This is a genomic window from Lachnoclostridium sp. Marseille-P6806 (assembly GCF_964238185.1).
Taxonomy (GTDB): domain Bacteria; phylum Bacillota; class Clostridia; order Lachnospirales; family Lachnospiraceae; genus Brotaphodocola.
In genome coordinates this window covers 20,592-46,712 of record NZ_CAXSLG010000006.1, presented here as the reverse complement: position 1 = coordinate 46,712, position 26,121 = coordinate 20,592, and the positions used below count along the sequence as shown (strand labels likewise).

The following is a 26,121-nucleotide window of genomic DNA, read 5'->3' as shown; positions in this document are numbered from 1 at the left end:
AAACGAAGGGCTGCAGCAGGGAAAAGAAAACAGAATAGGAAACAAAACGATGGAAGAAAAGAAGTTAAGAACCGGATATACAACCGGAACCTGTGCGGCGGCTGCGGCAAAGGCAGCAGCCGTTTTTCTTTTGACAGGGAGAATAGCTGAGGAAGTTGAGGTGGAGCTTCCAGGCGGTACATTCTGCAGGCAGAGACTGGAGGTTCTAGGCGGAGGTGTTTTGCAGGCTGAAGGTGTGGAGCTTTCGGGGATTCCGGGAGCAGGCGTTTCGGAAAATCTGGCTCCGGGATGGGACAGCAAACGGCAGGTCAGCGGTTGGTTTGGCGTAAAAAAGGATGCGGGAGATGACCCAGATGTGACCCATGGCGCAGTGATCTACGCCCAGGCAGAACGTCTGGAGCAGAGAAAATGTCCGGAACGCTGCTATGAGCTGGATGAGTTTCCGGGAATATATGTAACCGGGGGACCGGGAGTCGGATTGGCAACAAGATCGGGGCTTTCCTGTCCTCCTGGATATTATGCCATCAATCCGGGGCCTCGCAGAATGATTCTGTCGGAAACAGCCCATGTATGTGCTGAGGCCGGGGAGACAGGGCCGATTTTAATTCGGATTGCGGTTCCGGAAGGAATTGGGCTGTCGGAAAAGACCTTTAATCCCAGACTGGGGATTGAGGGAGGGATTTCGATTCTTGGAACTACAGGAATTGTTAAGCCGATGAGCGAGGAAGCTTTAAAGGAAACCATTCGTCTGGATATACATATGCAGGCAGCAGCAGGAAACCAGGTGATTTTAATGGCTCCTGGCAATTACGGTGAAAAATTTTTTGAAACAGAAATGGGAATTTCTCCAGGAAAAGCTGTGCTTTGCAGCAACTATGTAAAGGCTGCGGTACAGATGCTTCAGGAGGAAGGCGTAAAAAAGGTTTTATTTGCCAGTCACGCGGGAAAGCTGGTAAAGGTATCTGCCGGTATGGAAAATACCCATTCCAGGTTTGGCGATGGCCGGATGGAACAGATGGAATGTTTGACACGGAGGGTGTACGGAGAGGAAATTCCTGATCGGGAAGGACTGTGCAGCCGTGTGCGGGAGTGTAATACAACAGATGAGGCGCTGAAATATCTTTTGGAAAAGGGGTTGGCTTCTCAGGTGCTGGAGGAAATGGCACAGGAGGCGCGCAGAGTTATGGAAGGCTGGAGCCGGGAGCTGGGCGGAGATTTGGAGGTGGCAGTGGCTGCTTTTTCTTCTGCCTGCGGGCTTACGAAATCGACAGAAAACGCAGCAGACTGTCTGAACCAGTGGAGACAGCAGGAAGGAACACAGCAATGAAGCTTGCAGTAATCAGTTTTACAAAAGCAGGAAGCGATGTATGCAGACATTTGACGGAGGAATTTCTCAGACGTGGAGAGGAATGCAGGGGCTATGTACCAGAAAAATATATAGAGGAGGGGTCAGGCCAGGACTTTATTTTTTCAGTGACGGAGCCAGTTGGAGATTGGACGGAAAAACAGTTTGCTTGGGCAGACGGACTGATCTACATAGGCGCTGCAGGAATTGCAGTGCGTTCCATTGCTCCATACCTGAAGGATAAGATGACAGATCCAGCTGTAGTGGTGGTAGATGATCAGGTTACATATGCCATTTCCCTGCTTTCCGGACATGTGGGAGGGGCAAATGCTTTGACAGAGATAACTGCCCAGATTGTGGGAGCGGTCCCGGTTATTACAACTGCTTCGGATATCAGAGGGCTGACTGCGATTGATGTCTGGGCCAGCAGCCGGGGACTCTTGATTTCTGACAGAATTCTTGCAAAGGAAACGGCAGCAGCCCTGGTCAATGGAGAACAGGTCGGTTTTTTCAGCGATTATCCTTTGGAGGATGGGGTGCCGGAAGGGTATCTTTCTAACAAAATATGCCGAAGAAATGTATGGATAACCTGTCGCTCTGCGGAAAATATTCCAGATCAGGAGGGGGCTTTGCCGGAAAACTGCAGCTTTTTAAGGTTGATTCCACGCTTTCTGTCTGTGGGAATTGGATGCAGAAAATATATATCTGAGGAAAATGTGGAGAAGGCGGTTTTTCAGGCCTTTGAACGGGCGCGCCTGGATATTCGGGCAGCAGGAATTTTGGCCAGCATTGATTTGAAGAAGGGGGAGGAAGGTATCCTGAAATTTGCAGAAAAGCAGTCTTTTCCATTTGTTACATTTTCTGCAGAGGAGCTGGAGGCTGTTAGCGGAAGCTTTACAGAATCAGAATTTGTCCGCAAAACAGCGGGAATCGGAAATGTCTGCGAACGGTCGGCTGTTCTGGCGGCCGGGGGCAGAGGAAGGCTGTGGATGAGAAAACAGTGTCTGGATGGGGTTACAGTAGCGATTGCAGAGGAAAGAAAAACAATAGGAGCAGAGCAGAAATGGAGCAGATAAAAAGCAGAGTGCTGATACTGGGAGGAACGTCAGAGGGGCGGGAGCTGTCCCGGTTTGCCCATGATATCGGACTTTCGGCAACTGTCAGCGTGGTATCTGGATACGGAGAGGAGCTTTTAGAGGAAACCAGATATGTAAAGGTTCATCAGGGAGCCCTTGATCGGGAAGAAATGGAACGCTTTTTTGAATGGATGAAGCCGGAGCTGGTATTGGATGCGACGCACCCTTATGCACGACAGGTTACAGAGCAGGCATCAGAGCTGTGCGGGAAGATGAAAATTCCCTACAGTCGGGTCCTTCGGGCTTCCCGGAACCGGAATGGGAAAGGGATTTTTCATGCCGAGGGGGCAGAACAGGCAGCAGAGATTTTAAAGCAGGATTCCCGCCCGGTGCTTTTGACCACAGGGAGTAAGGAGCTGGGAGTATTTGCGGAGGCGGAGTATTTAAAGGGAAGGCTGTTTGCGCGGGTTTTGCCGGACAGCCGGGTGATAAAAAGCTGTGAAGAAATGGGAATTCGGGGACCGGCTCTGATTGCCATGCAGGGGCCTTTTTCTGTGGAAATGAACCGGGCCATGCTGCGAAGCACGAAAGCTGGCTGGCTGGTAACAAAGGAATCAGGAAGCCGGGGGGGATTTGAAGAGAAGCTGCAGGCAGCAGAAGAATGCGGAGTATCCGTTATTATTTTGGACAGACCTGTTCAGGAGAATGGAATTTCTTTGGAGGAGGCCAGGGCGCAGATGCAAATTATGGCTGGAAAGACAGCACACGCAGCTGGAGAACCTTCAGAACAAATGGTTCATTTGACAGAGCAGGAGTTTTTTGGGAAGAAAGAGCTTTATCTTATCGGCATGGGAATGGGCGGTGCAGGACAGTTGACCCTGGAGGCAAAAAAGGCACTGGAGAGCTGTCAGCTTCTGTTTGGAGCGCCGCGGATGCTGAGGGATGTTGCTTCTCTGGCGCCAGAGGCAGAAAAGGTTCCGCTTTATCTGGCAGAGGATATCAGAAACTGGATGAAAAGCCACAGGAGAGAGAAAGAGAGCTTTCGCGCTGCTGTAGTTTATTCCGGAGACACGGGATTTTACAGTGGAAGCAGGCAACTTCTGGAGCTTTGGAAGAAGGAGAAAGCCGCGTGGCAGGTTACGGTTTATCCTGGAATTTCCTCTGTCTCTGCCCTTTGTGCAGAGCTGAAAACCTCCTGGGAGGATCTTTATCTGACCAGCGCCCATGGAAGAGACTGTGATCCGGCAGCCCTGCTGGAAAAGCATAAACGTGTATTCTTGCTGCTGGGAGGAAAGGAAACCCTGGCAGGACTTTGCAGGCGTCTTACAGAGTCTGGCTGGGGCCATGCCGGAGTCAGAGCAGGAATCTGTCTGGGCTATGAAAATCAGCAGCTTCTCCAAGATCGTGCAGACAGACTGCTTCACGTACAGGCAGAGGGGCTGGTATCTGTGATATTGGAAAAAGAATGGAGTGACACTACATATGAAGGATGAGGCATTTATCCGCGGGGCAATTCCCATGACAAAAAGCGAGGTGCGGGCAGTTTCTGTTTCCAGGCTGGAACTGAAGCCGGAGAATATTCTGTATGATGTAGGAGCAGGAACAGGCTCTGTATCTGTGGAGGCAGCCCTTTTGATTCCCAGAGGCAGAGTATATGCCTTTGAGCAGAAGGAGGAGGGCTGCAGTCTGATACAGGCCAATGCACAGCGGCATGGGGTGAAAAATATAACGGTAGTTCAGGGAAAGGCTCCGGATACCTGGGAGGGGCTTCCGGCGCCGGACTGTATTTTTATCGGAGGGAGCGGCGGGAAAATGACGGAGGTTCTGGAACGGGCCTTTGCTCTGAATCCTTCTGTCCGTGTGGTAGTCAATGTTATTGCTTTGGAAAGTCTCCATCAGATCATGGAATATTGCAGGGCGAAAGAAGTCGAGCCGGAGGTATCCTGTATTCAGGTGTCAAGAGCCTGTGTCAGAGGACGGTATCATATGATGGAAGGTCAGAATCCCGTGTATGTGATTTCTTTTGGAGGTTTGCAGAAGGAAGTGAAAAAAGAGGAAGAGGAAAACGTGGCTGAAAAAAGGCAGATTCCCCGTATTCTGATTGCCTCACCGGCCAGCGGAAGCGGAAAAACGGTGATTACGGCAGGGCTTCTTTCGCTGCTGAAAAAGCGCGGCATCGCCTGCGCTTCTTTCAAATGTGGACCAGATTATATTGATCCCATGTTTCACCGGCAGGTTTTGGGAATTCCATGCTGCAATTTGGACAGATTTTTCCTGGACAGAGAACAGGTCAGGAATCTGTTTCTGGAAAAAACAAAAGAGGCAGAGCTTGCAGTGACAGAGGGCGCTATGGGATATTATGACGGAATAGGAGGAACGACATTTCAGGCCAGCGCCTGGGAAATTGCGGATATTACGGAGACTCCGGTGATTCTGGTTGTAGATGGAAAGGGAAGCAGCCTGTCTGTGGTAGCCCAGATTCACGGTTTTTTGACCTTTCGTCCGGACAGCCGGATTGAGGGCGTTATTTTAAACAGAACTTCTCCGGAAATGGTGAAGCGGCTGAAGCCGCAGCTGGAGGCTTTGGGGATTTCCTGTATCGGCGCGGTTCCTGTCTGTGAGGAAGCAAAGCTGGAAAGCCGTCATCTGGGACTTACAATTCCTCAGGAGCAGGAAGCTCTCAGGGAACGGCTGGAGGCGCTGGGAGACAGGCTGGAGGAGTGGCTGGATATTTCGGAAATTCTGCGGATAGCCAAAGGCGCGCAGGCGCTTGTGGATGCAGCGAAAGAGAAGAAGGCTCCGGGTACAGTCCAGGAAATTCAGGCAAAGCCTCTGAGGCGAATGGGAGTTGCCCTTGATGAAGCTTTTTGCTTTTACTATGAGGAAAATCTAGAGTTTCTTCAGGAACATGGATGGGAGCTGGTTTTCTTCAGTCCGCTGCGGGATCAGCACCTTCCCCCGGCACTGGACGGAATTTTGCTGGGAGGAGGATATCCGGAGGTTTATGCAGGGCAGTTAAGTGCCAATGTGTCCCTGCGGACAGAGATTGCACAGGCGGCAGCGTCTGGTGTGAAAATTCTGGCGGAGTGCGGCGGATTTTTGTATCTTCACCAGAAGCTGGAGGGAATGGATCAAAAATTCTATCCCATGACTGGTGTGCTGGAAGGAGAGGGCTTCCGGAGAGAGCGTATGACCAGATTTGGATATATTTCTCTGGAGGACAGGGAAAACGGAACAGTGACCGGAACGTCAGGAAGCATCCGGGGACATGAATTCCATTATTGGGACAGCACGAATACGGGAAGGGCCATGTATGCCAGAAAGCCAGCTTCCCAGAGAGGCTGGGACTGTATGATTCGGACCGAAACCATACTGGCAGGCTTTCCCCACCTGTATTACCGCTCTGCTCCGGAATGGATCCTGCAGTTTCTGAACAGGGAGGATGACCGATGATGCATTTGATTACCGGCGGAAGCGCCAGTGGAAAGTCAGCTTATGCAGAGAAAATGGCAGTGGGGGCCGGAGAAAAATCAAGATATTACCTGGCAACCATGAAGCCCTGGGGAAAGGAAGGACAGGAGCGGGTGGAGAAACACCGGAATATGCGGGCGGGAAGGGGATTTACAACCGTAGAATGTTATACTTGCATAGAACAGGCGGCCCTGTCCTTTGGAGAAGAGCAGCCTGAGAATCGAGTGATTCTTCTGGAATGTATGTCCAACCTGGCGGCGAATGAACAGTTTGAAGAAGGCGGCAGCGACCAGGAAATTCTTACCCGCATGAAGCGAGGAATCCGAAGCTTGCAAAAACAGGCGGAAACCCTTATCATAGTAACCAATGAAGTGTTTTCCGACGGGGTGTCTTATGAACCGGAGACAGTCCGTTATCTTCGGCTGATGGGAGAAATCAATGCTTTTTTGGCCCGGGAAGCCGATTGGGTAACGGAAGTTGTGTTTGGGATTCCTGTTGTATGGAAGTCGGGACAGAGGGAAAATGAAAACGAGGAATGAGACAGATATGAATGAGCAGAGAGAAAATGGGAAAATAGGTGGTCTGGCAGAAAGCCTTGTGATTGCATTTTCCATGTATTCCAGAATTCCCATGCCTATGGTTGCATGGACGGAAAAGGGAATGAAATATGCACTCTGCTTTTTTCCTGCAGTGGGGATCGCAGTTGGGGCTGCAGTGGCGGCATTTTGGCAGTTGTCCCGCCTTCTGGGACTGGGGGATTTGTCCCGCCTTTGCGTGGAAACTGCTCTGCCTCTTCTGATTACCGGAGGAATTCACATGGACGGATTTCTGGATACGGTAGATGCAAGAAGCTCCCATCAGAGCAGGGAGAGAAAGCTGGAAATTTTAAAGGATCCTCATGCAGGAGCATTTGCCATTGCAGGATGCGGCGTCTACCTGCTTTTTTATGCGGCCGCTTTTTCGGAGCTGAGTCCAGAGGCATTTCCCGGTATAGCAGGTGTTTTTGTAATGTCACGAGCATTAAGTGGTTACTCCGTTGTGACATTTCCAAAAGCAAAAAAAGACGGGCTTGTTACTGCCTTTGCAAAGGGCGCCAGCCAGGCGCCTGCAGCTGTTTCTGGAATTTTGCTGTGCTGGCTTGTAGGTGGTTTTTTCTGGATTTTGCTTACTGGCGGACTTGTTATGGCTCTGGCAGCAGGGGCAGGGGCGGCAGCGGCATTCCTTTGGTATCGCCGCATGGCTCTTTGGGAATTTGGCGGAATTACAGGGGATCTGGCAGGATATTTTCTTCAAATGGCGGAGCTTTTTATGATAGGAGCAGCGGCACTTGCTGGATAACATGAGAAAAGGCAGGAGCAGAGAGATGATTTTGATTATTGGAGGCAGTTTTCAGGGCAAAGAGGAATTTGCAAAAAAACTGATCGGACAGCAAAAGGGCGGAGAGGAAAACTGGGAGCAGCTGGTGTGCCGCGGAGATGAGCCCTGGCAGAAGGCGCTGGAAAAACCGTGTTTGGTGAATTTTCATGGTTTTATCCGTCAGCTGCAGGAAACAGAGGAGGCAGAGAAGTTTCTTTGTCAGGTACTGAAGTCAGAACCATTGCTGATTACCATGGATGAGGTTGGATGCGGGATTGTTCCGCTGAAAAAGGAAGAACGGGATTACAGAGAGGCTGTGGGACGGGCAGGACAGAAGCTGGCGGCAGCAGCCCGGGAGGTCTGGAGAGTTCAGTGTGGTATTCCTGTCAGAATCAAGGAATAAGAAGTGGAGATGAAAAATGGAACATATCTGGGCCCTGTGGGGCGGATTCGTACTGGATTTTTTGATTGGAGATCCTCAGGACTGGTGGCATCCGGTGAGAAGCATTGGGTGGCTGATTGGGGCGCTGGAAAAACAGCTTCGGCGGATTTTTCCGCGGACGAAGCAGGGGGAGCTGGCAGCAGGAGCAGCTTTGGTGTTTTTTACAGCAGGGATCTCTACGGGCGTGGCTGCCCTGATTTTGTGGGCGGCAGGGCGGATTCATCCGCTGCTGCGCTTTCTGGTTATGTGTGTCATGTGCGGACAGCTTCTGGCTGCCCGTTCCCTGGAAAAAGAAAGCGGAAAGGTGAGGCTTTTTCTGGATCAGGGAGATACCGAAGGGGCCAGACAGGCTGTTTCCATGATAGTGGGGCGTGATACAAAACGACTGACAGAAGAGGGAATTGCCAAAGCAGCAGTAGAAACTGTGGCAGAAAACGCTTCAGACGGAGTGATAGCGCCGCTTTTGTGGATGCTGGTATTGGGACCGCTGGGAGGCTTTTTTTATAAGGCAGTGAATACTATGGATTCTATGGTTGGCTATAAAAATGACCGTTACCTGTATTTTGGAAGAGCGGCTGCTTATACCGATGATGCAGTGAACTGGATACCAGCCAGACTGACTGCTTTTTTCTTCGTCCTGGCAGCCTGGATGCTTCCTGGTATGGATGGGAAAGAGGCCTGGAGGATCTGGAGACGGGATCGGCGGTGTCATAAAAGTCCCAATTCTGCACAGCCGGAGGCAGCCTGCGCCGGCGCTTTGGGGGTACAGCTGGCTGGAGATGCCTGGTATTTTGGGGTGCTTCATAAAAAGCCTGTGATTGGAGATGCAAAACGTCCGGTTGTGGCAGAGGATATCCGGCGGGCTTCCCGTCTTATGTATACAGCATCTGCGTCAGCTTTGGCAGCAGGTACGGCAGCAGCAGTTTTTCTGGCCTTTCTGTAGAAGCTTGTGGAAAGAATGTGTGTCCGCTGTAAGCGGGCAAGAAGATGCATGGCTGAACGGTTACAGAATTTTGCCGCAGGAGATTAATATGCTGGAGGAAATCATGACATCAGAATACAACATAAAATCAGCCCTTCGGGAATCGCCGGCTGGAGGACACGGCGGTGATATTTACCGGAATTCCGTAGACTGTGATTTTTCCATAAATTTAAATCCTCTGGGAATGCCGGATGCAGTAAGAGAGGCATTGAAAAAAAGCATGGAGCGATGGGAGCGGTATCCGGATCCTTTGTGTCAGCAGCTGACAGAGGCCATTGCACAGAAATACCAGATTCGAGCGGAAACGATCCTCTGTGGAAATGGGGCGGCGGATCTGATTTTTCAGGCAGTATTGGCAGAGCGGCCGAGAAGGGCCCTGGTGCTTTCCCCGTCCTTTTCTGAATATGAACAGGCTTTGCGGGCATTTGACTGTCAGATTTGTGTATTTCCGTTGAAGCCGGAGGACGGGTTTGTTCCAGATATGGACAGGCTGACAGAGGCGGTGGCGGACGTTTCCGGAAAAAAAGTAGATATGGTGTTTTTCTGCAACCCCAACAACCCGTCAGGTATTGCAGTGAAAAGAGAACAGGTAGAAAAGCTGGCGGCCTTCTGTCTGAGGCACCAGGTCAGACTGATACTGGATGAGTGCTTCTGTGAATTCCTGGAGAGTCCCTGGCAGATTACCATGATGGGGCTGACAGAGGATTATCCAAACCTGGTAATTCTCCGGGCATTTACGAAAACCTATTCTATGGCCGGACTTCGATTGGGCTTTGCCGTCTGTTCAGATGAGAGGCTTTTGAAAACCATGGCAGCTCTGCGGCAGCCCTGGAGTGTGTCTCTTCCCGCTCAGGAGGCAGGTGTGGCGGCCCTTTCGGTTCCTGAGACTTATCTGGAGAAAACCAGGAGGCTTCTAAGGGAGGAACGGCCGTTTTTAAAAAAGGGGCTGGAGGAGCTGGGGTATCGGGTATTTGATTCCATGGCAAATTTTCTGCTGTTTTACGATCCGCAGGAGGATGCCCACAGTCTCTGGGAGCTTTGCAGACATCAGAAAATTCTTATTCGTGACTGCCGGAATTTTTCCGGACTTGGTCCCGGATATTATAGAATCTGCATTCGCAGCAGAGAAGAAAACAGCCGTCTTTTAAGGGTTTTGGGGGAGCTGGAGAAGTATGGGAACAGGGGCTGAAAAAGCCGGAAGGGAGAAGGATGTCTATGAATTTATATCGAATTATCCTGGTAGATGATGAGGAAGAGGTACGCAAGGGTATTATCCGTAAAATTGACTGGGAAGCTCTGGGGTTTCAGGTAGTGGGCGATGCAGAAAACGGGCAGGATGCTCTGGAAAAAATTGAACAGCTGGAGCCAGATGTGGTAATGACAGATATTCGGATGCCTTATATGGACGGTTTAACGCTGACCTCCTGGATCCGGCAGAAATATCCTTCTGTAAAGGTTTTGATTTTTTCCGGATTTGATGATTTTGAGTATGCGCAGAAGGCAATTAAGCTGAATGTAACAGAGTATATTTTAAAGCCGGTGAATGTGGAGGAGCTGACCCGGATTTTAAACAGAGTCAGGGAGAATCTGGATCAGGAAATTGAACAAAGACGAGATGTAGATCGGCTGCGGGAAAGTTATTTAAGCAGTCTTCCCATACTCAGAGAGCTGTTTTTAAACGATATGGTAAGGGGCAATATGCCGGCAGAGAATATCAGGCAAAAGCTGGAGGAGTATAAAATTGATATTTTAGGGGCAGAAAAATGGCTGACTGCGGTAATTAATGTAGAGAACGAAGCATCAGAGGAAACGGGGCTGACGCTTCATCAGGAAAAAGAACTGATTCCTATTTCTGTAAAGAGTCTTCTGGAAGATAATCTGAAGGATTACTGCCGGTTTATGGCATTTAACTCAGCAGTGGGAGTTACGCTGATTGCAGCAGTTGATGGAGAGAGAAAGCAGACCTCTCTGATTGATCTTCTGGGGGATATCTGCAAGGAAATCAAGAGAATACTGCAGGTTACGGTTACGATTGGAATTGGATATTTCAGCAGAGAGCTGGAACAGCTTCCGGCTGCTTACCAGTCAGCAGTTGACGCACTGGGGTATCGGGAAATCGTGGGAACCGGGAAAACCATTTACATCAATGATATGGAGCCGGTCAGCCGCGGAAAGCTGCAGCTGGAAACCCGGGATGAGGCTGATTTGATTGCAGTAGTGAAATTTGGAACCCGGGAAAAAATTGAAGCGGCAGCCAAAAACTTTGCTGCCCGTATGGAAGGGGCAAGGGTGCATATGCGCCAGCTGCAGGTATATCAGATGTCGATTATTAACTGTCTGATCCGTCTGATGCAGCAGCAGGATTTGGAGCTTGGCACCATGTTTGGAACAGATGAAATGTACGGAAAGGTTATTTATGGAAACATGAAGCCAGAGGAATTTGCATCTGTGATTACGGAAGTAGGATGCCGGATGAATGAGGCCATGAACCGGGAGCGGGATAAGACGGCCAAGAAGGTGATTCTGGAAGCAAAGCAGTATATTCTGGATCATTATCAGGATCCGGAGCTTTCGGTAGATGTTATGTGCCGCCAGCTGCACATGAGCCCGGCTTATTTTTCCACAGTATTTAAACGGGAGACAGGTCAGACGTATATTGCCTATCTGACAGAGGTGCGTCTGGATAAGGCGGTGGAGCTGTTAAATACCACAGATGATAAGACCTATGTGATCGCCCAGAAGGTGGGGTATCAGGAACAGAATTATTTCAGCTATGTTTTCAAAAAAAGGTTTGGCATATCTCCCACCAAGTTCAGGGGAAGCCAGCATTAGACTGGCCCAAAGCGGCGATTCGGGAGAAGAAAAGGGGGAACTATGGAGCAGCCACAGAAGAAAGAGTTTTTCTCCAGAGGGAGTATCCGGTACACCATATTTGTATATTTCACAGTCAGCGCTCTGGTGATTATTCTTCTTACCGGTATGTCCCTGTATGTCCGTCTTTCCGGACAGCTGAAGGAAACGGTCAGAAATGAAAACCAGGTGCTTTTAAGCCAGGTAAATCGTTCCGTGGATGCATATCTGAGGACAATTATGAAGCTGTCAGATTCCCTGTATTATGGGGTGATTAAAAATGCAGATCTGTCTTCAGGAACAGTCAGCAGTGAGCTTACTCTTTTGTACGATAACAATAAGGATGAGATTTCCAATATTGCCCTTCTTTCAAAAGAAGGAAAACTGATTGAGGCTGTGCCGGCGGCGAGACTGAAAAACGATATCGATGTGACACAGGAGCAGTGGTTTTCGGCAACCCTGGATCGGCCGGACAACATGCATTTTACCAAGCCTCATGTCCAGTATATTTTTGACAATAATGAAAAACAGTATCGTTGGGTGATTTCTCTGACAAGAGCGGTGGAGATTACAGACGGCACTTCCACGGAGCAGGGGGTTTTGCTGATTGACATTACCTATGCCAGCTTAAAGCAGCTGCTGGATAATGTTACCCTGGGAAACGAGGGGTATCTGTATATGGTCGGCAGTAACGGACAGTTGATTTATCATCCGAAAATGCAGCTGATTGATGCCGGACTGGCAGAGGAAAATCTGAAGCAGGCAGCCGTATACCGGGACGGAAGCTACCGGGAGGAATACCAGGGAGAGGTTCGTGAGATTACAGTGAAATCTGTAGGCTACACAGGCTGGAAGCTGATTGGCGTTACGCCGGAGCGGGGGTTTTCTTTAAATAATTTAAAAACAAATCTGTTTGTGGTTTTTGTAAGCGCCTTTTTCCTGTTTATTCTTGCCCTGATTAATGCCTATATTTCTAACAGGATCACAATTCCGATTCAAAAGCTGGAGGAATCAGTGGGAGAGCTGGAGGCAGGAAAACTGGATACCCAAATTTACATAGGCGGTTCCTATGAGATTCAGCATCTGGGGCGCTCTATTGGTGACATGGCTGCGCGGATTCAAAAACTCATGGATGATATTGTAGCAGAACATGAATCAAAGCGGAAGAGCGAATTTGACACGCTCCAGTCACAGATTAACCCGCATTTTCTCTATAACACACTGGATATTATCGTCTGGATGATTGAAAATGAACAGAAGGCTGAGGCAGTCAAAATCGTTACGGCTCTGGCTCGCTTTTTCCGCATCAGCTTAAGCAAGGGAAAAAGTATTATTACAGTCCGGGATGAACTGGAGCATGTTCGAAATTATCTGATGATTCAGCAGATGCGGTTTAAAAACAAGTTTGAATATAAAATCGACGCAGATCCGGAATCTCTGGATTTGGCCAGTCTGAAGTTAATGCTGCAGCCTCTGGTGGAAAATGCCATTTACCATGGAATGGAATTTATGGATGGAGATGGTGAGATTCTGATACAGGCCCGTCTGAAAGATGGGGAACTGTGGTTTACGATCCAGGATAATGGACTGGGAATGCCTCTGGAGCAGGCTGAGTCTCTTTTAAGCCACGGGGCGCCAGTTCACAGCAGTGCAGGAAGGGGTTCTGGAATCGGCGTGAAAAATGTTAATGAGCGAATCCGGCTGTATTTTGGAAAAGAATATGGTTTGTCCATTTTTTCAGAGCCGGATGAGGGAACGACTATTCACATTCATCTTCCGGCAGTACCTTATGAGGAGATTCTGAAAAAGGAGCGGCAATGAATACAAAAAAAGGAAAAATAGTATGGTTTCTTTATGTGGTCCTGCTGGTTTTTCTGTTTCTGGCATCTTCTACAGATCTGATTATTAAAGAAAAGAAAAACGAAATTTTTCCAATTTCCGTTGTGATAGAGGATACGGATGATGCGGACTATGTAAACTTCAGAAAGGGCATGGAGCTGGCAGCATCGGAGCTGAATGCTGACGTGAGCTTTATTACACTTTATGATAAAAATGATCTGGAGCAGCAGCGGGCTTTAATGGAACGGGAGCAGCAGGACAGTGCAGGAGCTCTGATTGTATCGCCAGTTAATGAAGAAAAAATGGAGAAAGACATTTCAGGAAGCCGCCTGAATATCCCTGTTGTTCTTCTGAACACCCGGCTGGAGACTTCCTCTGCGGCCTGTGTGGCAGCGCCGGATTATGTGGAAATGGGACGGCGTCTGGCAGAACAGATTGCAGCCTCCCATGAACGGCGGATTCCGGTTTGTCTTGTGGGAGAGGCAAGCAGAACGATTGCCTCCGTAAAATTTGAAGAGGGGATTCGAGAGGTTCTGGAAGATCTTGGACAGGAGGTACTTTTATATGAAAAGTCGGAGGAGGAGAATTACCAGGCTTTGTTGGGGCGGGTATTTCAGATGAAATGGCAGAGTCTTGTTTTTGTGGCTTTGGACCAGGAGAGCCTTACAGGTCTGGCCAGAATTTTTGAAGACAGTATCCGTCTTCAGGCATATGCAGATGGCCTGTACGGAAGGGGAACCAGTCTGGCAGTTTTAAACGCGCTGGATCGGGGAACCATTGATGGGCTTTGTGTAACAGACGATTTTGGAATCGGCTATCAAAGTGTGGCAAGCGCAGTGGAGGCAGCAAGAAGCGGACGGTGCAGAATCAAAATTTGCCCCCAGGAGAGCTACTACATTGAACGGAAGGATCTGAGGACGGAGGAATTTGAAAAAATGCTGTACCCGATTGAGTAGAAGGGAAAAGGAGAAGTGGGGTTATGACAGGAAAAAAGGGGCTGTTTGCATTATGTCTGGCACTTTGCTGTGGGATTTTTGTCAGCGGATGTCAAGTAGGAAAGACGGAGGAAAAAAAGAATTCTATCCGCATCGGAGTCAGTCTGTATCGGGGCGATGATACCTTTATTAATAATATCCGGAGCGAACTGGAAAAGCAGGCCAAAAGCTATGAACAGCAGACAGGAATCCGGGTTACCTTGGATATTGAGGATGCTAAGGGAAATCAGAATACTCAGAACAATCAGGTAGAGCGCTTTATTTCCCTGGGCTGCGATGTGCTTTGTATCAATCCTGTAGACAGAACCAATGCAACGGTAATGATTGATAAGGCGATGACGGCTCAGGTTCCCGTTGTATTTTTCAACCGTCAGCCGGTGGAAGAGGATATGGATCGATGGGATCAGCTGTATTATATTGGCGTGGAGGCAAAGGAATCAGCTGTGATCCAGGGAACCATTCTGGTGGATCATTATAAAAAGAATCCCGAACTTCTCGATCAAAATGGAGACGGTGTTGTCAGTTATGTGCTTTTAGAGGGAGAAAGCAGTCACCAGGATGCGGTGATTCGGACGGAGTGGGCGATCCGGACTCTGAAGGAGAACGGAGTTCCGGTGGAGAAGCTGACCGGCGGAATTGCCAACTGGGAGAGAAGTCAGGCTTCTGCCTTGATGGAGCAGTGGCTGGAGGCTTACCCGGAGCAGATTGAACTGGTAATCAGCAATAACGATGATATGGCTCTGGGGGCGATTGATGCCATGGAGCGGATTGGAGCTGAAAATATTCAGGTGGTAGGAATTGACGGTACGGTTCCAGGAATTGAGGCAGTAGAAAATGGGAAAATGCTGGGAACGGTTTCCAGCGACAAAGAACGATTTGCCTGGGCGATGTTTTCTATTGCGGCAGATAAGGCGATGGGGCAGTCTGTGCGGGAGGAATTAAAGCTGGAACAGGGAAAATATTATCGATGTCCCCAGAAAATTATCGAAAATAGATATGAAAATTAGAAAAAAACGAAAAAAATTTATAATACTGCGAAGAAAAATTATAGAAAATATTACAAAAAAGAGTTATAATACATATGTCGGTGAGACAAAATGACGAAAGCCGACAGATTACGCGAAACAAATCACGCGAATGTAAAGGGAGGTAATTACAATGAGATTAACAAGAAAAGTTATGGCATTGGCAATGGCGTCTACAATGGCAGTGTCCCTGACCGCATGCGGCGGCGGCAAGGCAGCTGAGACGACTGCAGCACCGGCAGCAGCTGAGACGACTGCAGCAGCAACTGAGGCAGCAAAAGAAGCCGAGACTACTGCAGCTGCAGCAGAGGAGAGTGTTGCAGCCGGTGGAAACATTGGTGTCTGCATTTACAAATTTGATGACGCTTTCATGACTACATACCGGAATGCTCTGCAGGAGATTCTGGAAGGTAAGGGTTATACTGTAACTTTCATGGATGGTAAGAATGACCAGGCTGAGCAGAACAACCAGATCAATAACTTTATTGCACAGGGTGTTGACGCTCTGATTATTAATCCGGTTATGACCTCAGCAGCAGATCAGATTATCGCTACCGTTAAGGATGCAGATATCCCGACTGTTCTGATTAATCGTGAGCCGACCGCTGAGCAGATGTCTGCTTATGAGAAACTGGTTTATGTTGGATGTGACGCACGTCAGTCCGGTACCATGCAGGGCGAACTGATTCTGGAGACCGAGACCAAGGGCGATATCAACGGCGACGGCAAGATTTCTTACATTATGATTCAGGGTGACCCGGAGAACGTAGATGCTCAGTATCGTACCGAATTCTCTGTAAAGGCTCTGACGGACGCAGGTATGGAAGTTGAGCAGCTTGACCTGCAGCGTGGTGACTGGGATCGTAACAAGGGCCAGGAAATCGCACAGAATGACCTTGCTAAATTCGGAGATGAGATTGAAGTTGTTTTCTGTAACAACGACGATATGGCTATCGGTGCACTGCAGGCAATTCAGGCAGCAGGCAGAACTGTAAACAAAGATATCTACCTGGTAGGTGTTGACGCTCTGGACGCAGCTCTGAACGAGGTTGCAGCAGGCAACATGACCGGTACTGTTTTAAATGATGCAAACGGTCAGGCTGAGGGCGCTGTAGAGGCTATGGAAGCTCTTCTGGGCGGAAAGACCTATGCATCTGGCGAGCAGTCCATTTACGTAGACTACGTAAAGGTTACTCCGGAGAACGTAGCTGATTTCCAGTAAGTTATGTAAAAAAGATATGATACAGGGTGTGTGTGCGTATGGCGCACGCACCCTTTTTAAGAAAATAGCAGAATTTGCAGTTGGGAATGGTACTTTGCTGTAAAGTTTCCTTTGCCGGACAGGATGGAGGCAGCAGGAAACAGAATAAACAAAGGGGGTCAGAAAAGTGTCAGATTATCGTTTGGAAATGCATAATGTCGTAAAGACATTTCCAGGCGTAAAGGCGTTGGATGGTGCACAGCTTCAGCTGCGTCCGGGAACGGTACATGCTCTGATGGGAGAAAATGGTGCCGGAAAGTCCACCCTGATGAAGTGCATGTTTGGTATCTACCACATGGACGAAGGGGAAGTCATTTACGAGGGAAAAAAGGTACAGATTAAAGGGCCGCTGGATGCTCTTAACCGCGGAATCGCTATGGTTCATCAGGAGCTTCAGCCGATTCCGGAAAGAAGTATCGGAGAAAATATTTTCGTAGGACGGTATCCTACCAAAAAGATTGGTCCGATTACTGTGGTGGATCATGAAAAAATGTATGCAGATGCAGCAAAGGTGCTGGAGGAGGTTCATCTGAACTTTGATCCCAGAGCAAAACTTGGAAGTCTTTCTGTATCTCAGATGCAGCTGGTAGAAATTGCCAAGGCAGTTTCTGCAGATTGTAAAGTACTTATATTAGACGAGCCGACCTCTTCCCTGACTGCGGCAGAGGTAGAGGCGCTGTTTACAATTATCAATGAGCTTCGCGACAAGGGCGTCAGCATGGTTTATATTAGCCATAAAATGGACGAGATCCTGCGAATCAGCGACGATGTTACTATCATGCGAGATGGTCAGTATATCGGAACTTGGGAAGCGAAAGATTTAACAACAGATTTTATTATAACGAAAATGGTAGGACGTGAGCTTTCCGACCTGTATCCGACCCGTTCCAATACACCGGGTGAGGTTGTTTTCAAGGTGGAAGACTTTACATCCATTAATCCCAAGAGTTTCCGTCATGCCAGCTTTGAGCTGCGTAAAGGCGAGATTCTTGGTGTAGCCGGTCTGGTAGGAGCCCAGCGTACAGAGCTGATGGAAGGACTCTTTGGTCTTCGCAGCCATACCACTGGTAAAATTACATATAAGGGAAAAGAGCTTGTGATTAATCAGCCGAAGGATGCCATCAATAACGGTATCGCCATGCTGACGGAGGATCGCCGGGCAACCGGTATTCTCGGAGTTCTTTCGATAGCGGATAATGTTTCCATTTCATCTCTGAATCAGTATCTGATTGGCGGAGTGATGCTGGATGATGCAAAAATTGAAAAGCTGGTTCAGGATAATGTGGCAAAGCTTTCCATTAAAACACCGTCATCTAAGACTCAGATTCAGTCTCTTTCCGGCGGTAACCAGCAGAAGGTGCTGATCAGCCGCTGGCTGGCAAATGATCCGGATGTGTTTATCATGGATGAGCCGACGCGCGGTATCGACGTAGGTGCCAAGTATGAGATTTACTGTATTATTGCTGAGATGGCAAAACAGGGTAAGAGCATTATTATGATTTCTTCTGAAATGTCTGAACTGATTGGTATGTCTGACCGGGTTATGGTAATGTGCGACGGTCGGGTAACCGGATTTATTGACGGTGATAAGGCAAATCAGGAAAATATCATGGCGCTGGCTACCAAGTTTGAATAAGAAGGAGACATTATTATGCAAAAATCATTTGATATAAAAAAATTTCTGTCAAATAATGCGATCATTATTCTGATCTGTATTCTGGCAGTTTTTACCGGAGCAGTTACAAAAAACTTTTTTACGGTAAACAACTTTAAGAACCTGGTTGTAAACGTATCCCCGCGTTTTATCATTGCCTGCGGCGTATCCGGATGTCTGATTACCAAGGGTACCGACCTGTCAGCGGGCCGTGCAGTGGGTCTGGCAGCATGTATTTCTGCTATGATGCTGCAGAGCATGGATTATGCGGCACGTATGTTCCCGTGGATGCCTGACATTCCGTGGCCGGTTGCCCTTATTGTTGTTATGGCAATCATGGGTGGATTTGGTGCCATCAACGGTGTTGTTATCGCTATGCTGAAGGTTCCTCCGTTTATCACTACTCTGGGTATGCAGACAATTATTTACGGTCTCTGCTCCCTGGTTACCGATAACCAGCCGATGGGCGGATACAAGAAGAGCTACCTGAAGGTTGCAAGCGGCTCAGTAGGACCGATTCCTTATCTGCTGATTTTCGCTATTGTAATAGGTGCTTTTTTCTGGTTCTTATATAATAAGACCCGTCATGGTAAATATATGTACGCAATCGGCGGCAACGAAAGCGCTGCGCAGGTAGCAGGTGTAAACGTAACGGCTTCCCTGATTCGTATTTACGTTCTGGCTGGATGTATGTATGCTCTGGCAGGCTTCCTGGTAGGTGCAAAGGCCGGAGGCGCTTCTACTGCAACAGGTATGGGCTATGAGCTGGAGGCAATTGCTGCATGTACCATCGGCGGCGTATCTGCAAACGGTGGTGTTGGTAGTGTCGGCGGTATTCTGGTCGGCGTACTGGTATTTGAAATCCTGAAGATCTGTCTCCAGTTTTTGGGTGTGGATCCGGCATATACCTATATTGCGCAGGGTCTTGTAATCATCATTGCAGTTGCACTCGATCTGCGTAAATATCTCGCAAAGAAATAATAGACTGGTGTGATTGACAGAATGGAAGAAAATTTACAGAAAAAAATAGAGACTATATCTCAGGCAGATACGGTCTCTGATAAAGAAGCTGTCCTGGAAGAACCACCTCGGCAAGTAAACAAATTGTATGAGAATTTTCGCCATATACCCTTGAACTATCTGGATAGTTTTATTGCCGGATGTATCGTTCTTCTGATTTTGGTTGTGGTGATTGGTATTTTTCAGGCAGTGAACTAAGAAACCCCCCGGACGTTCAGCGCTTCCGGGGGTTTTCTTTGCTTAACCTGCTGTTCTGGTATTCTCCGGAAAAGGTGACATCGCGGCCAAACCATGAGGGCGGGATAAAGGCTTCGGCCTCCTCCACAGAGGAAAATTCCACCTCAGCCAGCATAAGTCCCTCATATGTGCCAGAGAACACATCCAGTTCAACCTGCAGTGCGCTTCCTTCCAGCTGCCTTTTGTAGCGTTTTTTCGTCAGAATGATGCCGTCGGCCTTAGAAATCAGGTGATGATAGGCTGCTTCATTCAGGGGAAGGTTGTACTCCTCCCGGGCAAGAAGTCCTTTGGATTTGTAGGTCATATAGTATTTATCGCCGTCTCTTCGCACCCGTACCACAGGATCCGTGCAGAGATAAGCCTGCTCGATGGAGCGGCAGTCCCAGGACAGATAATCCTCTGGAGGTGCAGATACCAGGTATTTCCGTTCAATTTCCAAAAATAATCCCTCCATTTGCTTTGATGATACCAGATTATAGCGGAAATAAGGCAAAAAAGAAAGGGATTGGAGGCTAAAATGTATTTTTTCGGTCAAAAGTCAGGAAAAATACTGGAATTATACGAAAAATAGGACTGGTAATTAAGAAAAGACTATGATATAATGCTATCTTGAAGTGTGGCGCCCTGCCGTGACGACCATACATAGATGTAAGGAGGAAACTTGAAATGAGTTTACAAGTAGAAAAGTTAGAAAAGAACATGGCGAAATTGACCGTAGAAGTACCGGCAGAGCAGTTCGAGGCAGCTCTTAAAACTTCTTTCCAGAAGAATAAGAACAAGTTCAGCATTCCTGGCTTCCGTAAGGGAAAAGCTCCCCAGGCAATGGTTGAGAAGATGTATGGTGTCGGTGTTCTTTACGATGACGCAATTGATACACTGTTAGATTCCACCTACGCAGACGCTGTCAAGGAGAGCGGACTGGAGATCGTTTCCAGACCGGAGATCGGCATTGAGCAGATTGAGAAAGGCAAGACCTTCATTTACACAGCACTGGTAGCAGTAAAGCCGGAAGTAACTCTGGGCGAGTACAAGGGTGTTGAAGTGGAAAAGGCAAAACCGGAAGTAACCGATGCTGACGTTGAGGCTGAGTTAAAGAAGGTTCAGGATCAGAACTCCAGAATGGTAAACGTTGAGGATCGTGCAGTTGAGAACGGAGACCATACTGTGATTGACTTTGAGGGCTTTGTAGACGGACAGCCTTTCGAAGGCGGCAAGTCTGAGGCTTATCCGCTGGTAATCGGCTCTCACTCCTTCATTGATACCTTTGAAGAGCAGCTGATTGGCAAGAATATCGGTGATGAAGTAGAAGTGAACGTAACCTTCCCGGCTGAGTATCATGCAGCAGAGCTGGCAGGAAAGCCGGCTGTATTTAAGGTAAAGATCCACGAGATCAAGACTAAGGAGCTGCCGGAGCTGAACGATGAGTTCGCAGGTGAGGTTTCTGAGTTTGAGACCATGGATGAATATAAATCCGATATCCGGGCAAAGCTTGCAGAGACAAAGCAGCAGCAGGCTACTACTGAGAACGAGAACAACGTAGTAGAGAAGGTTGTTGAGAATGCTTCTATGGAGATTCCGGATGCAATGATCGACGAGCAGGTTCGCGAGATGATCAATGACTATGCACGCAGAATGCAGAGCCAGGGTATTTCTCTGGAGCAGTATATGCAGTTCACCGGCATGACCATCGAGAAGCTGCAGGAGCAGTCCCGTCCGCAGGCTGAAAAGAGAATCCGTACCCGTCTGGTTCTGGAGGCTGTTGTTGCAGCTGAGAACATTCAGGTATCTGATGAGGCTGTAGACGCTGAGATCGCTAAGATGGCAGAGACCTACAAGATGGAAGCTGACAAGGTAAGAAGCATTATGGGCGAAGCCGGTATCGCTCAGATGAAAGAGGATATGGCTGTTCAGGAGGCAGTAGACTTCCTGGTAGCAGAGGCTAATCTGATTTAATTAAGATATTTCAAAAGACAGAGGCGGGTTTCCGGTACAGCCGGGAACCTGTATCTGTATCAGGATTTTTGTATCATAGGACGCACGTTCCTATGAAGCAGGGACGCTCCGCGAGGATGCGCCGAAGCATATTCTTTTTCACGGAATTTGCAGAAAGAAAGAACAGGAGGATTTGACCATGGCATTAGTACCTTATGTGATTGAGTCAACCAGCAGAGGAGAACGTTCTTACGATATTTATTCCCGTTTATTAAAAGAGAGAATTATTTTCCTTGGAGAAGAAGTCAATGATGTTTCTGCCAGCCTGGTAGTTGCACAGCTTCTGTTCCTGGAGTCTGAGGATCCAGGCAAGGATATTAACTTATATATTAACAGCCCCGGCGGTTCTGTAACAGCCGGCATGGCGATTTACGATACCATGAACTACATTAAGTGCGATGTGTCTACGGTCTGCATCGGCATGGCTGCCAGTATGGGAGCATTCCTTCTGGCAGGCGGTGCAAAGGGCAAGCGTTTTGCTCTCCCCAATGCAGAGGTGATGATTCACCAGCCGTCCGGCGGCGCACAGGGTCAGGCTACAGAGATTCAGATTGTAGCTGAAAAAATCCTGCAGACCAGAAAAAAATTAAATGAGATTCTGGCTGCCAACACCGGTCAGCCCTACGAGGTAATCTGCCGCGACACAGAGCGGGACAACTACATGACTGCCGAGGAGGCCATGAAGTATGGTTTGATTGACCGGGTGATTGAAAAACACTAGGAAAGGATAGAGGTGTGCCAATATGCCGAACAGACCTGAGGACAGAGTCAGATGTTCTTTTTGCGGAAAATCTCAGGAACAGGTAAAAAAGCTGATTGCAGGGAACAACAATGTATTTATCTGCGATGAGTGCATTGACCTTTGTGCAGAGATTCTGGAAGAGGAAATGGATGAAAATGATGAGGTGGATCTGGGGGATATCAACCTTCTCAAGCCCAAGGAGATCAAAGCCTTTCTTGATGAATACGTAATTGGCCAGGATGCGGCGAAGAAAGCCCTTTCTGTAGCTGTTTACAATCACTACAAGCGGATTACTTCCGCAAGAGACATGGAAGTGGATATCCAAAAGAGCAATATCCTGCTGTTAGGACCCACTGGTTCCGGAAAAACCTACCTGGCACAGACTCTGGCAAAGGTTCTCAATGTTCCTTTTGCCATTGCAGATGCTACGGCCCTGACAGAGGCTGGATATGTAGGCGAGGACGTGGAAAATATTCTTCTGAAGCTGATTCAGGCAGCGGACGGGGATATTCACCGTGCGGAGTACGGGATTATTTATATTGACGAGATTGATAAGATTACGAAAAAATCCGAAAATGTATCCATTACAAGAGACGTATCCGGAGAAGGCGTACAGCAGGCTCTTTTAAAGATTCTGGAGGGAACTGTTGCCAGCGTTCCGCCCCAGGGAGGTAGAAAGCATCCCCATCAGGAGCTTTTGCAGATTGATACTACCAATATTCTCTTTATTTGCGGAGGCGCCTTTGACGGACTGGAAAAGATCGTAGAAAGCCGGCTCAGTGCAGGCTCTATTGGCTTCAACGCAGAAGTGGTAGATAAAAATAAGGCAGATATTGACGAGCTTTTAAAGCAGGCTGAACCGCAGGATTTGGTAAAATTTGGTCTGATTCCGGAATTTATCGGTCGTGTTCCGGTAGTGGTTTCTCTGGAGCTGCTGGATGAGGATGCTTTGGTGCAGATTTTGTCTGAGCCGAAGAATGCTCTGACCAAGCAGTATCAGAAGCTGTTTGAGTTAGACGACGTAAAGCTGGAATTTACCCGGGACGCCCTGGCAGAGGTTGCAAAGCAGGCGGTTGCCAGAAAGACCGGAGCCAGAGGCCTTCGCTCCATTCTGGAGTCTGTGATGATGGAACTGATGTATGAGGTTCCGTCCAATAACAATATTGGTATTTGTACCATTACCCGTCAGGTGGTCGATGGAACTGGAGAGCCGGAGCTGGTATACCGTGATACGGCTGTGCCGCATAAGACACTCTCCCAGAGACTGAAAAAGGATAAGACAGGCGAGATTGCCTGAGAAACAATGGAGAAATGGGGGCGTAATGCTCCCATTTTGTGTTATGTCACAGGAAATTGCGCCCTGTGACATAACAACGCTCCGCGAGGATCGCCATGCGGCGGAAGAGAATTTTGTCGCAGAAGCGACCCGCCGCAGGCGGAGAAGCTCACAAGCGAGCTTCTTTTTTATAACATAGAAAGGAAAACAGAAATTATATGCAGCAGATAATCGTGACGATGCCGGTGATTGCCCTGCGCGGCCTTACCGTGCTGCCTGGTATGACAGTCAGCTTTGATATCAGCCGTGCCAAGTCTGTGGCGGCAGTAGAAAAGGCTATGGTCAGTGATCAGAAGGTCGGCCTTTTTGCACAGAAGAATCCGGAAGATACCGATCCTTCTCTGGAACAGCTTTATCATATTGGAACCATTGTGCGGGTCAAGCAGCTGGTAAAAATGCCCGGAGGAATTATCAGAGTCATGGTAGAAGGACTGGTAAGGGCAGAGCTTCTGGAGCTGGACAGCGAGGAGCCGTCTCTGGTTGGTGAGATATTAGAGGCTCCGGTTCTGGAAGGCGAGGAGGACTATGTAACCTCAGAGGCCATGATTCGAGTGCTGAAGGATAAGGCAGAGGAGTATGGAAAACAGCATCCGAAATTTGAAAAAGAGGTTTTGCCAAACCTTCTGCGCTGTGAGAGGCTCTCTCCTCTGATGATGCAGATGGCAAGTGAAATGCCTTGGGACTACCGGATCCGACAGCAGTATTTAGAGGCCTCCAGCGAAGAGGAACAGTATGAGGTGATTGTTGCCAGCCTGGTAAATGAGGTGGAGATTTCCCGGATTCGGCGGGAATTCCAGGAAAAGGTAAAGCAGAGCATTGATCAGAATCAGAAGGAATACATTCTGCGGGAGCAGATGAAGGTTATTCGGGAAGAGCTGGGAGAGGATTCGCTTTCCGATGCGGATGAGTATGAGAAGCAGCTTCAGAATCTGAAGGCAGATAAAGAAGTAAAGGAAAAGCTTCAGAAGGAAATCGAACGGTTTAAGGGAATGCCGGGGGGAAGCCAGGAGGCCAACGTGCTGCGCACCTACATAGAGACACTTCTGGAACTGCCCTGGAATAAAATGTCCCGGGATAATAATAATTTAAAACATGCAGAGGAAATTCTCGAAGAGGATCACTATGGCCTGGAAAAGGTAAAGGAAAGAGTTCTGGAATACCTGGCTGTGCGGATTCTTACGAAGAAGGGAACCAGCCCCATCATCTGTCTGGTAGGACCGCCTGGAACGGGAAAAACTTCCATTGCCCGGTCTGTAGCGCGGGCTCTGGGCAAAAAGTATGTCCGCATCAGCCTGGGCGGAGTTCGGGATGAGGCAGAAATCCGTGGCCATCGGAAAACCTATGTAGGCGCTATGCCTGGCCGCATGGTAGACGGACTGCGTCATGCCGGAGTGGCTAATCCGCTGATGCTTCTGGATGAGATTGACAAGGTCAGCAGCGACTATAAGGGAGATACCTTTTCCGCGCTCCTGGAGGTGCTGGACGGAGAGCAGAATGTAAAATTCCGGGATCATTATGTAGAGGTTCCTATTGATCTGTCCAATGTTCTCTTTATTGCAACAGCCAACACAACACAGACCATTCCGCGGCCGCTGCTAGACCGTATGGAGGTTATTGAAATCAACAGCTATACAGAAAATGAGAAATTTCATATTGCCAGAAATTATCTGGTAGGAAAACAGCTGGAGAGAAACGGACTGACAAAGGAGCAGCTGATTCTGACCGACGGCGCCTTAAAGAAGATCATTCACAATTACACCAGAGAGGCCGGTGTTCGAAACCTGGAGCGCCGGATTGGAGACATCTGCAGAAAGGCTGCAAGAGAATTTCTGGAGGACAAAAAGAAGGTGATCCGCGTAACGGAATCCGGTCTGGAAAAATATCTGGGCAAGGAGCGGGTAACCTTTGAGGATGCCAATGAAGAGGATGAGGTAGGAATTGTCCGCGGACTGGCATGGACCAGCGTAGGCGGCGACACACTTCAGATAGAAGTTAATGTGATGCCTGGACAGGGCAATCTGAAGCTGACAGGTCAGATGGGAGATGTGATGAAGGAGTCTGCCCAGACAGCCCTGACCTATGTGCGTTCTGTCTGCCCTCAGTATCAGGTGGCAGATGATTATTTTGAAAAACATGATCTTCATATCCACATTCCTGAGGGAGCTGTTCCCAAGGACGGTCCCTCTGCCGGAATTACAATGGCAACGGCAATGCTTTCTGCAGTGATTAACAGAAAGGTAAAGGCCAAGGTTGCCATGACAGGAGAGATTACCCTGCGGGGGCGTGTCCTCCCCATTGGCGGCCTGAAAGAGAAGATCCTGGCAGCCAAAATGGCACATATGAAAACGGTTCTGGTACCGGATAAGAACAGGCCGGATATCGCGGAGCTGTCAAAGGAAATTACCAAGGGATTGACGATTGTTTATGTGAAAAATATGGAGGATGTGCTGAAGGAAGCTTTTGCAGAGGCAGAATCGGCATGAACAGAAAGGACAGGA

At 48.5% G+C, this 26,121-nt stretch carries 22 protein-coding genes; 21 read left to right on the top strand and 1 reads right to left on the bottom strand.

Annotated elements, in window-relative coordinates; translation table 11 throughout:
- Positions 1 to 49 precede the first annotated feature (49 nt).
- The 17 genes from cbiD to ACESON_RS08935 all read left to right on the top strand — a co-directional run bounded on the left by cbiD (position 50) and on the right by ACESON_RS08935 (position 19,514).
- A complete protein-coding gene (gene cbiD, locus ACESON_RS09015) occupies positions 50 to 1,327 on the top strand; it encodes a cobalt-precorrin-5B (C(1))-methyltransferase CbiD (RefSeq protein WP_373109379.1) in 1,278 nt (425 codons plus the stop codon).
- A complete protein-coding gene (locus ACESON_RS09010; RefSeq protein WP_373109378.1) occupies positions 1,324 to 2,421 on the top strand; it encodes a cobalt-precorrin 5A hydrolase in 1,098 nt (365 codons plus the stop codon). Before cbiD ends, ACESON_RS09010 begins: the two co-directional genes overlap by 4 nt.
- The gene (cobK, locus tag ACESON_RS09005; RefSeq protein WP_373109376.1) at positions 2,409 to 3,914 is read left to right on the top strand and encodes a precorrin-6A reductase; all 1,506 of its coding nucleotides are present in this window, start codon (positions 2,409 to 2,411) and stop codon (positions 3,912 to 3,914) included. The genes ACESON_RS09010 and cobK overlap by 13 nt, the downstream gene beginning before the upstream one ends.
- The gene (locus ACESON_RS09000) at positions 3,904 to 5,874 is read left to right on the top strand and encodes a cobyrinate a,c-diamide synthase (RefSeq protein ID WP_373109373.1); all 1,971 of its coding nucleotides are present in this window, start codon (positions 3,904 to 3,906) and stop codon (positions 5,872 to 5,874) included. Before cobK ends, ACESON_RS09000 begins: the two co-directional genes overlap by 11 nt.
- Positions 5,871 to 6,431 (top strand): bifunctional adenosylcobinamide kinase/adenosylcobinamide-phosphate guanylyltransferase, encoded by a 561-nt coding sequence (locus tag ACESON_RS08995; protein WP_373109371.1) that lies wholly within the window; start codon positions 5,871 to 5,873, stop codon positions 6,429 to 6,431. Before ACESON_RS09000 ends, ACESON_RS08995 begins: the two co-directional genes overlap by 4 nt.
- Complete coding sequence (locus ACESON_RS08990; protein WP_373109369.1) at positions 6,415 to 7,230, top strand: adenosylcobinamide-GDP ribazoletransferase; 816 nt, start codon at positions 6,415 to 6,417, stop codon at positions 7,228 to 7,230. The genes ACESON_RS08995 and ACESON_RS08990 overlap by 17 nt, the downstream gene beginning before the upstream one ends.
- 25 nt (positions 7,231 to 7,255) lie before the next feature.
- On the top strand, positions 7,256 to 7,651 hold the full coding sequence (locus tag ACESON_RS08985; RefSeq protein ID WP_373109367.1) for a bifunctional adenosylcobinamide kinase/adenosylcobinamide-phosphate guanylyltransferase: 396 nt from the start codon (positions 7,256 to 7,258) through the stop codon (positions 7,649 to 7,651).
- 16 nt (positions 7,652 to 7,667) lie between these two features.
- A complete protein-coding gene (cbiB, locus tag ACESON_RS08980) occupies positions 7,668 to 8,633 on the top strand; it encodes an adenosylcobinamide-phosphate synthase CbiB (RefSeq protein WP_373109365.1) in 966 nt (321 codons plus the stop codon).
- Positions 8,634 to 8,721: 88 nt separating this feature from the next.
- Positions 8,722 to 9,861 carry a histidinol-phosphate transaminase gene (locus tag ACESON_RS08975; protein ID WP_373109364.1) on the top strand — a complete coding sequence of 380 codons (1,140 nt, stop codon included), beginning with the start codon at positions 8,722 to 8,724 and terminating at the stop codon, positions 9,859 to 9,861.
- Between the two features lie 26 nt (positions 9,862 to 9,887).
- Complete coding sequence (locus tag ACESON_RS08970) at positions 9,888 to 11,504, top strand: response regulator (RefSeq protein ID WP_373109362.1); 1,617 nt, start codon at positions 9,888 to 9,890, stop codon at positions 11,502 to 11,504.
- A gap of 42 nt (positions 11,505 to 11,546) precedes the next feature.
- Positions 11,547 to 13,343, top strand: a complete 1,797-nt coding sequence (locus ACESON_RS08965; RefSeq protein WP_373109360.1) for a sensor histidine kinase — start codon at positions 11,547 to 11,549, stop codon at positions 13,341 to 13,343.
- Positions 13,340 to 14,317 carry a substrate-binding domain-containing protein gene (locus ACESON_RS08960; RefSeq protein WP_373109358.1) on the top strand — a complete coding sequence of 326 codons (978 nt, stop codon included), beginning with the start codon at positions 13,340 to 13,342 and terminating at the stop codon, positions 14,315 to 14,317. Before ACESON_RS08965 ends, ACESON_RS08960 begins: the two co-directional genes overlap by 4 nt.
- Before the next feature lie 23 nt (positions 14,318 to 14,340).
- On the top strand, positions 14,341 to 15,363 hold the full coding sequence (locus ACESON_RS08955; protein ID WP_373109356.1) for a galactose ABC transporter substrate-binding protein: 1,023 nt from the start codon (positions 14,341 to 14,343) through the stop codon (positions 15,361 to 15,363).
- A 151-nt stretch (positions 15,364 to 15,514) separates the two neighbouring features.
- Entirely contained in the window at positions 15,515 to 16,603 is a 1,089-nt protein-coding gene (locus ACESON_RS08950) for a galactose ABC transporter substrate-binding protein (RefSeq protein ID WP_373109353.1), read from the top strand.
- Between the two features lie 166 nt (positions 16,604 to 16,769).
- Positions 16,770 to 18,278, top strand: coding sequence for a sugar ABC transporter ATP-binding protein (locus ACESON_RS08945; protein WP_373109351.1), 1,509 nt, complete (start codon positions 16,770 to 16,772; stop codon positions 18,276 to 18,278).
- Between the two features lie 12 nt (positions 18,279 to 18,290).
- Positions 18,291 to 19,277, top strand: coding sequence for a galactose/methyl galactoside ABC transporter permease MglC (locus ACESON_RS08940; protein ID WP_373109596.1), 987 nt, complete (start codon positions 18,291 to 18,293; stop codon positions 19,275 to 19,277).
- A 21-nt stretch (positions 19,278 to 19,298) separates the two neighbouring features.
- Entirely contained in the window at positions 19,299 to 19,514 is a 216-nt protein-coding gene (locus tag ACESON_RS08935; RefSeq protein ID WP_373109348.1) for a hypothetical protein, read from the top strand.
- Positions 19,515 to 19,530: 16 nt separating this feature from the next.
- On the opposite strand, the gene ACESON_RS08930 is transcribed toward ACESON_RS08935, so the two are convergent.
- Positions 19,531 to 19,992 (bottom strand): CYTH domain-containing protein, encoded by a 462-nt coding sequence (locus ACESON_RS08930; RefSeq protein WP_373109346.1) that lies wholly within the window; start codon positions 19,990 to 19,992, stop codon positions 19,531 to 19,533.
- A gap of 227 nt (positions 19,993 to 20,219) precedes the next feature.
- On the opposite strand from ACESON_RS08930, the gene tig reads away from it, so the two are divergent.
- The 4 genes from tig to lon all read left to right on the top strand — a co-directional run bounded on the left by tig (position 20,220) and on the right by lon (position 26,106).
- Positions 20,220 to 21,506 (top strand): trigger factor, encoded by a 1,287-nt coding sequence (tig, locus tag ACESON_RS08925; protein ID WP_373109343.1) that lies wholly within the window; start codon positions 20,220 to 20,222, stop codon positions 21,504 to 21,506.
- Positions 21,507 to 21,651: 145 nt separating this feature from the next.
- A complete protein-coding gene (gene clpP / locus ACESON_RS08920; protein WP_373109594.1) occupies positions 21,652 to 22,266 on the top strand; it encodes an ATP-dependent Clp endopeptidase proteolytic subunit ClpP in 615 nt (204 codons plus the stop codon).
- Positions 22,267 to 22,288: 22 nt separating this feature from the next.
- Complete coding sequence (gene clpX, locus ACESON_RS08915) at positions 22,289 to 23,584, top strand: ATP-dependent Clp protease ATP-binding subunit ClpX (RefSeq protein WP_373109341.1); 1,296 nt, start codon at positions 22,289 to 22,291, stop codon at positions 23,582 to 23,584.
- 197 nt (positions 23,585 to 23,781) lie between these two features.
- Complete coding sequence (lon, locus tag ACESON_RS08910) at positions 23,782 to 26,106, top strand: endopeptidase La (RefSeq protein WP_373109339.1); 2,325 nt, start codon at positions 23,782 to 23,784, stop codon at positions 26,104 to 26,106.
- The last annotated feature ends 15 nt before the right edge of the window (positions 26,107 to 26,121 follow it).